This window comes from Mycobacterium helveticum, assembly GCF_007714205.1.
In the GTDB taxonomy this organism is placed as follows: domain Bacteria; phylum Actinomycetota; class Actinomycetes; order Mycobacteriales; family Mycobacteriaceae; genus Mycobacterium; species Mycobacterium helveticum.
In genome coordinates, this window is the sequence record NZ_VMQU01000167.1 from 1 (window position 1) to 9,455 (window position 9,455).

Consider the following 9,455-nt stretch of genomic DNA (forward strand, 5'->3'; position numbering starts at 1 on the left):
ACCCGTCCCTCCGGCAGGGGACCCCGGGCGGGCGTCCGGACGGGCCACCGGGCGCCTTGGGCTGCAGACGGTCCCGCAGGAATTCGTCGCGCTGGTTCATGGGCTCCTCGGATGCCGGTGCGGGCCAGTATCGAACCAGTATCGGTCACCTGCGGACGCCGGCGTCCGCCGGCGGCGTGCAAACTTGATCGCGCCGTCCGCGCCGCCGTGTCACCGGGGCCGGTTACGGTCTGATCACGCCGAGGGCCGGCGCCGGCGCCGCCGACCGTTGCGGCCACGTCGGCGCCAGCAAACTCCAGGGAGCCGCGTGTGCGGGTACCGGACCGCGCGCGGCGGCGCCGGGCCCGGCGGTTTGCCCCCGCGACAGACCGCCCGGCGATGCCGCCGACCGCTCGGTTCGCCGAATTAACGCTGCCGCCGGGCGCCGGGTTAGACTTGAACGAAGTTGGCATGTCAGGCGGGTTTTGTCATATCGTTTTACGACTTGTCGTGACCGGTTCCAGGCCACCGTTCAGAGCAGCACGGACGCATCCTCAACAGGATCATCTCCGCCTGGGAGACAGCCTATCGACAAGACCGATGAGGTGTGAGCCCGCAACCTCCGGGTGCGGCCTCAACGGAGCGGCCCGAATGATCGGCGGCCGCGCAGAACGTTCAGGTGAAGGGTCAGGTGCATATGACGCCCAAGCGCGTCGGGTTGTATAACCCCGCGTTCGAGCACGATTCGTGCGGGGTAGCCATGGTCGTCGACATGCACGGCCGTCGCAGCCGCGACATCGTGGACAAGGCCATCACCGCGCTGCTCAACCTCGAACACCGCGGCGCCCAGGGTGCCGAGCCGCGCAGCGGCGACGGCGCGGGCATCCTGATTCAGGTGCCGGACGCGTTCCTGCGCGAGGTCGTGGAATTCGAGCTGCCTGCACCGGGCAGCTACGCCACCGGTATCGCGTTCCTGCCGCAGTCGTCCAAGGACGCCGCGGCTGCCTGCGCCGCCGTGGAGAAGATCGCCGAGGCCGAGGGGCTGACGGTGCTGGGCTGGCGGAACGTGCCCACCGACGACTCGTCCCTGGGTGCGCTGTCGCGCGACGCGATGCCCACCTTCCGTCAGGTGTTCATGACGGGCGCCTCGGGCATGACCCTGGAACGCCGCGCCTACGTGGTGCGCAAGCGTGCCGAGCACGAACTCGGCACCAAGGGCCCGGGCCAGGACGGGCCCGGCCGCGAAACGGTCTACTTCCCAAGCCTTTCCGGTCAGACGTTCGTCTACAAGGGCATGCTGACCACGCCGCAGCTCAAGGCGTTCTACCTCGACCTGCAGGATGACCGACTGACCAGCGCGCTGGGCATCGTGCACTCGCGGTTCTCCACCAACACCTTTCCGTCGTGGCCGCTGGCCCACCCGTTCCGCCGCATCGCCCACAACGGGGAGATCAACACCGTCACCGGCAACGAGAACTGGATGCGCGCCCGCGAGGCGTTGATCAAGACCGACGTCTTCGGGTCGGAGGCCGACGTCGAGAAGCTGTTCCCGATCTGCACCCCGGGCGCGTCCGACACCGCCCGCTTCGACGAGGTGCTCGAGCTGCTGCACCTGGGTGGGCGCAGCCTGGCCCACTCGGTGCTGATGATGATCCCCGAGGCGTGGGAACGGCACGAGTCGATGGATCCCGCGCGGCGGGCGTTCTACCGGTACCACGCGTCCCTGATGGAGCCGTGGGACGGGCCGGCGTCGATGACGTTCACCGACGGCACCATCGTCGGCGCGGTGCTCGACCGGAACGGCCTGCGCCCGTCCCGGATCTGGGTCACCGAGGACGGGCTGGTGGTGATGGCGTCCGAGGCCGGTGTGCTCGACCTGGACCCGGCCAGGGTGGTTCGCCGGATGCGGCTGCAGCCGGGCCGCATGTTCCTGGTGGACACCGCGCAGGGCCGCATCGTCGCCGACGAGGAGATCAAGGCGGAACTGGCCGCCGAGCACCCCTATCAGGAGTGGCTCGACAAGGGGCTCGTCCCGCTGGAGGACCTGCCGCAGGGCGATTACGTGCGGATGCCGCACGAGCGGCTCGTCAAGCGGCAGCTGGTGTTCGGCTACACCTACGAAGAACTCAACCTGCTGGTCGCGCCGATGGTTCGCAGCGGCGCCGAGCCGATCGGGTCGATGGGCACCGACACCCCGGTCGCGGTGCTGTCCCAGCGGCCGCGGCTGCTCTACGACTACTTCCAGCAGCTGTTCGCGCAGGTGACCAACCCGCCCCTGGACGCCATCCGCGAGGAGGTGGTGACCAGCCTGCTGGTCACCACCGGCGGGGAGCGCGACCTGCTCACGCCCGAAGCGGCGTCCTGTCACCAGATCAGCCTGCCGCAGCCGATCCTGCGCAACCACGAGCTGGCCAAGCTGGTCAACCTCGACCCCGACGACAAGGTCAACGGTCGTCCACACGGCATGCGTTCGGCGGTGATCCGCTGCGTGTACCCGGTGGCCGAGGGCGGCGCGGGCCTGGCCGCCGCGCTGGACGAGGTGCGGGCGCGGGCGTCGGCCGCCATCGCCGACGGCGCGCGGGTCATCATCCTGTCCGACCGCGAATCCGACGAGACGATGGCGCCGATCCCGTCGCTGCTCGCGGTGGCGGGCGTGCACCACCACCTGGTGCGCGACCGGACGCGCACCCAGGCGGGCCTGGTCGTGGAGACCGGTGACGCCCGCGAGGTGCACCACATGGCGCTCCTGGTCGGCTGCGGGGCGGCGGCGATCAACCCCTACCTTGCGTTCGAGTCGATCGAGGACATGCTCGACAGGGGGGTGTTCGACGGCTTTTCACATGGACTGGACCGCGACACGGCGCTCAACAACTACGTCAAGGCCGCCGGCAAGGGCGTGCTCAAGGTGATGTCCAAGATGGGCATCTCGACGCTGGCGTCCTACACCGGCGCGCAGCTGTTCCAGGCGGTGGGCATCGCCGAGGACGTGCTCGACGAGTACTTCACCGGCCTGGCCTGCGCGACGGGCGGGATCACCCTGGACGACATCGCCGCCGACGTCGCCACCCGCCACCGGCTGGCCTACCTGGACCGGCCCGACGAGCGCGCGCACCGCGAACTCGAGGTGGGCGGGGACTACCAGTGGCGCCGCGAGGGCGAGTACCACCTGTTCAACCCCGAGACCGTCTTCAAGCTGCAGCACTCGACCCGCACCGGCCAGTACAAGGTCTTCAAGGAGTACACCCGCCTGGTCGACGACCAGAGCGAGCGGATGGCCTCCCTGCGCGGCCTGCTGAAGTTCCGCTCCGGCCTGCGCGCCCCGGTGCCGCTGGACGAGGTCGAGCCGGCCGCCGAGATCGTCAAGCGCTTCTCGACGGGCGCGATGAGCTACGGATCGATCTCCGCCGAGGCGCACGAGACGCTGGCCATCGCGATGAACCGGCTGGGCGGGCGATCCAACAGCGGCGAGGGCGGCGAGGACGTCGGTCGGTTCGACCCCGATCCCAACGGGGACTGGCGCCGCAGCGCGATCAAGCAGGTCGCCTCCGGGCGGTTCGGTGTCACGTCGCACTACCTGACCAACTGCACCGATATTCAGATCAAGATGGCGCAGGGCGCCAAACCCGGTGAAGGGGGGCAGCTTCCGGGGCACAAGGTGTACCCGTGGGTCGCCGAGGTGCGGCATTCCACCCCGGGCGTGGGCCTCATCTCCCCGCCGCCGCACCACGACATCTACTCCATCGAGGACCTGGCGCAGCTGATCCACGACCTGAAGAACGCCAACCCGTCGGCCCGGGTGCACGTCAAGCTGGTGTCCGAGAACGGCGTGGGCACGGTGGCCGCGGGCGTGTCCAAGGCGCACGCCGACGTGGTGCTGATCTCGGGGCACGACGGCGGGACCGGCGCGACCCCGCTGACCTCGATGAAGCACGCCGGGGCGCCGTGGGAGCTCGGCTTGGCCGAGACGCAGCAGACGTTGCTGCTCAACGGGTTACGTGACCGGATCGTCGTCCAGGTCGACGGCCAGTTGAAGACGGGCCGCGACGTGATGATCGCGGCGCTGCTCGGTGCCGAGGAATTCGGATTCGCGACCGCGCCGCTGGTGGTGTCCGGCTGCATCATGATGCGGGTGTGTCACCTGGACACCTGCCCGGTCGGAGTGGCGACGCAGAACCCGCTGCTGCGCGAGCGGTTCAACGGCAAGCCCGAGTTCGTCGAGAACTTCTTCATGTTCATCGCCGAGGAGGTTCGGGAATACATGGCGCAGTTGGGTTTCCGTACCTTCAACGAGGTTGTCGGGCAGGTCGGATCGCTGGACGCGACGCTGGCCCGCGCGCACTGGAAGGCCCACCGGCTGGATTTGGCGCCGGTGCTGCACGAGCCGGAGTCGGCCTTCATGAACCAGGACCTCTACTGCAGCTCGAGTCAGGACCACGGCCTGGACAAGGCGCTGGATCAGCAGTTGATCGTGATGAGCCGCGAGGCGCTGGACTCCGGCAAGCCGGTGCGGTTCTCCACCACGATCAGCAACGTCAACCGCACGGTGGGCACGATGCTCGGTCATGAGTTGACCAAAGCCTATGGCGGGCAAGGCCTGCCGGACGGAACCATCGACATCACGTTCGAGGGCTCGGCGGGAAACAGCTTCGGCGCCTTCGTGCCCCGGGGGATCACGCTGCGTGTCTACGGCGACGCCAACGACTACGTCGGCAAGGGCCTGTCGGGCGGCCGGATCGTGGTGCGCCCGTCGGACAGCGCCCCGCAGGACTACGTCGCCGAGGACAACATCATCGGGGGCAACGTCATCTTGTTCGGCGCCACCAGTGGGGAGGCTTATCTGCGCGGCGTCGTCGGCGAGCGGTTCGCGGTTCGCAACTCCGGGGCGCATACCGTGGTGGAGGGCGTCGGCGACCACGGGTGCGAATACATGACCGGAGGCAAGGTTGTCATCCTGGGCCGCACCGGCCGTAACTTCGCCGCCGGCATGTCCGGCGGGGCGGCCTACGTCTACGACCCGGACGGCGAACTGCCGCGAAACCTCAACACCGAGATGGTTGACCTCGAGAGCCTCGAACCCGACGACGAGGAATGGCTGCACGGCATGATCCAGGCGCACGTCGACAACACCGATTCCGCGGTCGGCCAGCGGATCCTGGCCGACTGGTCCGGGCAACGGCGGCACTTCGCGAAGGTGATGCCGCGCGACTACAAGCGGGTGCTGCAGGCCATCGCCGAGGCCGAGCGCGACGGCCTGGACGTCGACAAGGCGATCATGGCGGCCGCCCATGGCTGACCCGACCGGCTTCCTGAAGTACACGCATCGGGAACTGCCGCGGCGCAGGCCTGTCCCGCTGCGGTTGCGCGACTGGAACGAGGTCTACGAGGACTTCGACCACGAGACCTGCCGCGAGCAGGCGACCCGCTGCATGGACTGTGGTATTCCCTTTTGCCACAACGGCTGTCCGCTGGGCAACCTGATCCCGGAGTGGAATGACCTGGTCCGCAACGACAGGTGGCGCGACGCCATCGAACGGTTGCACGCCACCAACAACTTCCCCGATTTCACCGGCCGGCTGTGCCCGGCGCCCTGCGAGCCGGCCTGCGTGCTCGGCATCAACCAGGATCCGGTGACGATCAAGCAGATCGAGCTCGAGATCATCGACAGAGCCTTCGAGGAAGGCTTCGTGGTGCCGCTGCCCCCGGACACGCGGACCGGCAAGACGGTCGCGGTGGTGGGTTCGGGTCCGGCGGGCCTGGCCGCGGCCCAGCAGCTCACCCGCGCCGGTCACAGCGTCACCGTGTTCGAGCGCGCGGACCGCATCGGCGGCCTGCTGCGCTACGGCATCCCGGAATTCAAGATGGAAAAGCGCGTCCTGGACCGGCGGCTGGACCAGATGCGCGCCGAGGGAACCGAATTCCGCCCCGGCGTCAACGTCGGAGTCGACCTCACCGTCGAGGCGCTGCGCGCCGACTTCGACGCGGTGGTGCTCGCCGGCGGGGCCACCGCGGGGCGCGAGTTGCCGGTCCCCGGCCGCGAACTGGACGGCATCCACCAGGCGATGGAGTTCCTGCCGTGGGGCAACCGCCAAGCGCTCGGCAACCTCGCCGACGGCGAGGTCGGGCCGGACGGCCAGCCGCCGATCACCGCCAAAGGCAAAAAGGTCGTCATCATCGGTGGCGGTGACACCGGCGCCGACTGCCTGGGGACCGTGCACCGGCAGGGCGCGATCGCGGTGCACCAGTTCGAGATCATGCCGCGCCCCCCGGACACCCGCGCGCAATCCACCCCCTGGCCGACATACCCGCTGATGTACCGGGTGTCCTCGGCGCACGAAGAGGGCGGCGAGCGGGTTTTCTCGGTGAACACCGAGCAGTTCGTGGGCAAGGACGGCCGCGTGACCGCGCTCAAGGCGCACGAGGTCGCCATGCAGGACGGCAAGTTCGTCAAGGTCGAGGGGTCCGATTTCGAGCTGGAGGCCGACCTGGTGCTGCTGGCGATGGGGTTCGTCGGGCCCGAGCAGCCGGGTTTGCTCACCGACCTCGGGGTCAAGCTCACCGAGCGGGGCAACGTGGCCCGCGGCGCCGACTTCGAGACGTCGGTTCCCGGCGTCTTCGTCGCCGGCGACATGGGCCGGGGCCAGTCGCTGATCGTCTGGGCGATCGCCGAGGGCAGGGCCGCGGCTGCGGGCGTGGACCGCTACCTGATGGGGTCGACGGCGCTGCCGGCGCCCGTCAAGCCGACCGCGGCGCCGCTTCAGTAACCACATCAGTAACGCCAGAAACACGGATAACAATATCGGCGAGTCTGGGCCCGTTTGCCAGATGGCGGGTGTCTAATGATTCGCGGCGGGCTTCATCGCATCGCGGGCCACGGTGGAGTCCCACTGAACGGAGCAATCGCAGGAGTGATCACTGTGCATGTCAACCCGGTACCCCGGTCACGGGTGGGGCGAATCGCCTGGTCATGGTTTCGTCACCCGGTAAAGAGTCGCGAATTCCCCGCCAGGAACGAACGTCTGGTCACCGTCGAAGAGATGTTGCTGCTCGGCGTGTAACCGCTCCCGCACCACGCACTCGCCGGTGCGCAGCGGGTTTGCTCGGCCCCGTCGAGGGTTACCGTGCGCCGTCCCACAGTCCCGAATCCCGGATGGCCTCGGCCATCGGTTCCAGCACGGCGGGATCGTGCGGCGGGGCGATGTAGACGATGCCCAGGTCCAGTCCTTCGGCGGCCAGCGCGGCGGCGTCGTCGAGGACCTTGCGGTAGTTGCGCTGGTGGTCCAGCCCGAGGTGCGCGGACAGTGTGATCTCTTTCGGGTCGCGCCCGATGTCCGCGCAGCGTGCGGCCAGGACGTCGCGCTTGCGGGCGAAGTCCTCCGGTGAGCCACCGACGAAGTTCCAGTGCTGGGCGTAGCGCGCGGTGATCGGCAGGGTCCGCTTCTCGCCGCTGCCGCCGATGCAGATCGGCGGGTGCGGACGCTGGGGCCCCTTGGGTTCGTTGCGGGCGCCCTCGAGGTGGTAGTACGTGCCGTCGAAGTCGGTGGTCTCCTGGCTGAGCAGGCCGATCAGCACCTGGCATGCCTCCTCGAAGCGGTCGAAGCGTTCTCGGATGCTGCCCAGCTCGATGCCGTAGGCGCCCGACTCCTCCTCGTTCCAGCCGGCGCCGATTCCCAGCTCGAGCCGCCCGCCGGAGATGATGTCGAGCGCGGCGGCCATGTTGGCCAGCACGGCGGGGTGGCGGTAGTGGACGCCGGTGACCAGCGTGCCCAGCCGCAGCCGGCTGGTGGCCTGGGCCAGCGCCGTCAGCGTCGTCCAGCCCTCCAAGCAGGGGCCGGTGCTGTCGGAGAAGATCGGGTAGAAGTGGTCGAAGGTCCACCCGGACTCGTAGACGTCGATGTCGTCGGCCTCCCGCCAGACGGCGAGCATGTCTGCCCAGGTGGTGTTTTGCGGGGAAGTCTTGAACGCGAATCGCATGTACTCGACGGTAGTCGATCTTTCTGACGCGCAACTGAACTCGAGCGGTGGGTGACGCGCCGGGGATCGACACGAGGGCGCGCCGCCGGGCAGCTGCCGTGACCGACCGGACGGGCACACTGGAGGCATGGATCCGGTGGTCGCGCTGCGACAGATCGCCTACTACAAGGACCGGGCGCGGGAAGACTCCCGGCGCGTCATGGCTTACCGCAACGCGGCCGACGTCGTCGAGGGCCTGGACGAGGCGGCCCGGGAGCGGCACGGGCAGGCCGACAGCTGGCAGTCGCTGCCGGGCATCGGGCCCAGGACCGCGAAGGTCATCGCGCAGGCGTGGTCGGGTCGCGAGCCCGACACGTTGGTCGAGCTACGTTCCGCGGCAACAGATCTCGGCGGCGGGCAGATCAGGGCCGCCCTGCGCGGCGACCTGCACCTGCATTCGAACTGGTCGGACGGGTCGGCGCCGATCGACGAGATGATGGCCACCGCGGCGGCACTGGGCCACGAGTACTGCGCGCTGACCGATCACTCGCCGCGCCTGACGATCGCCAACGGGCTGTCCCCGGACCGGTTGCGCAAGCAGCTCGACGTGATCGACGGGCTGCGCGACAAGTTCACGCCGATGCGCATCCTCACCGGAATCGAGGTCGACATCCTCGAGGACGGCGGCCTGGACCAGGAACCGGAACTGCTGGAGCGTCTCGACGTGGTGGTCGCCAGCGTGCATTCCACGCTGTCGATGGATGCGGCGGCCATGACCCGCCGCATGATCCGCGCCGTTTCCAATCCCCGCGCCGACGTGCTCGGCCACTGCACCGGCCGGCTGGTCTCCGGCAACCGCGGCATCCGGCCCGAGTCGGGGTTCGACGCCGCGGCGGTGTTCACCGCCTGCCGCGAGCACGGCACCGCGGTGGAGATCAACTCCCGCCCCGAGCGGCGCGACCCGCCGACCCGGCTGCTGAACCTGGCGCTCGAGATCGGCTGCGTGTTCAGCATCGACACCGACGCGCACGCCCCGGGTCAGCTGGACTTCCTGGGCTACGGTGCCCAGCGCGCGCTGGACGCCGGCGTGCCCGTCGACCGGATCGTGAACACGTGGCCCGCGGACACGTTGTTGGCGTGGACGGGCGCGAACTAGTCGGGCAGGTGCGGCGTGTCGAAGCCCGGCGGCGATCAGTTGCCGCGCCGCGGCCCAGCGCACGCGGCCGGTCGGCGGACTTCGGGCCGGAATTCCGTCCCGGCCACGCCGGCCGTGATCGGCAGCCCCACGCGGGCGCGCACGCCGGAGTCCAGGTCCTCGCGCAGAATGGGCACCCCCCGCCGCACGAACATGTGATCGCACGGCAGGGTGACGAGGAGCGTGAGTCGGCAACACTTTCTGCGGGTCCAATGGCGCTGCGGACTAGACGGTATGGGCAGGCTGGGGCCTCACTGCATGTGAACGTGGGTTGCCGACAGGAATTAGGTCCTGGCCGGTAGAGCCACAGATGTAGGAGGCCCCAGTGAAA

Annotated in this window: 5 protein-coding genes; 3 read left to right on the forward strand and 2 right to left on the reverse strand. The window is 69.1% G+C overall.

Annotated elements, in window-relative coordinates; translation table 11 throughout:
- The first annotated feature begins 676 nt into the window (after positions 1-676).
- Both gltB and FPZ47_RS24780 read left to right on the forward strand, forming a co-directional pair.
- Positions 677-5,272 carry a glutamate synthase large subunit gene (gene gltB, locus FPZ47_RS24775; RefSeq protein ID WP_144956427.1) on the forward strand — a complete coding sequence of 1,532 codons (4,596 nt, stop codon included), beginning with the start codon at positions 677-679 and terminating at the stop codon, positions 5,270-5,272.
- Positions 5,265-6,740 carry a glutamate synthase subunit beta gene (locus FPZ47_RS24780; RefSeq protein WP_144956424.1) on the forward strand — a complete coding sequence of 492 codons (1,476 nt, stop codon included), beginning with the start codon at positions 5,265-5,267 and terminating at the stop codon, positions 6,738-6,740. Before gltB ends, FPZ47_RS24780 begins: the two co-directional genes overlap by 8 nt.
- Positions 6,741-7,092: 352 nt before the next feature.
- Here the strand turns inward: FPZ47_RS24780 and FPZ47_RS24785 are convergent, their stop codons facing one another.
- A complete protein-coding gene (locus FPZ47_RS24785; protein ID WP_144956422.1) occupies positions 7,093-7,950 on the reverse strand; it encodes an LLM class F420-dependent oxidoreductase in 858 nt (285 codons plus the stop codon).
- Positions 7,951-8,077: 127 nt separating this feature from the next.
- On the opposite strand from FPZ47_RS24785, the gene FPZ47_RS24790 reads away from it, so the two are divergent.
- Positions 8,078-9,085 carry a PHP domain-containing protein gene (locus FPZ47_RS24790; RefSeq protein ID WP_144956419.1) on the forward strand — a complete coding sequence of 336 codons (1,008 nt, stop codon included), beginning with the start codon at positions 8,078-8,080 and terminating at the stop codon, positions 9,083-9,085.
- A 35-nt stretch (positions 9,086-9,120) separates the two neighbouring features.
- Here the strand turns inward: FPZ47_RS24790 and FPZ47_RS28625 are convergent, their stop codons facing one another.
- Positions 9,121-9,279 carry a hypothetical protein gene (locus FPZ47_RS28625; protein ID WP_168209560.1) on the reverse strand — a complete coding sequence of 53 codons (159 nt, stop codon included), beginning with the start codon at positions 9,277-9,279 and terminating at the stop codon, positions 9,121-9,123.
- Between the last annotated feature and the right edge of the window lie 176 nt (positions 9,280-9,455).

What these genes read in the sequence shown, in the direction of transcription:
- gltB (WP_144956427.1), top strand. Translation starts at nt 677, where the DNA reads ATGACGCCCAAGCGCGTCGGGTTGTATAACCCCGCGTTCGAGCACGAT.
- FPZ47_RS24780 (WP_144956424.1), top strand. Translation starts at nt 5,265, where the DNA reads ATGGCTGACCCGACCGGCTTCCTGAAGTACACGCATCGGGAACTGCCG.
- FPZ47_RS24785 (WP_144956422.1), bottom strand. Translation starts at nt 7,950, where the DNA reads ATGCGATTCGCGTTCAAGACTTCCCCGCAAAACACCACCTGGGCAGAC.
- FPZ47_RS24790 (WP_144956419.1), top strand. Translation starts at nt 8,078, where the DNA reads ATGGATCCGGTGGTCGCGCTGCGACAGATCGCCTACTACAAGGACCGG.
- FPZ47_RS28625 (WP_168209560.1), bottom strand. Translation starts at nt 9,279, where the DNA reads ATGTTCGTGCGGCGGGGGGTGCCCATTCTGCGCGAGGACCTGGACTCC.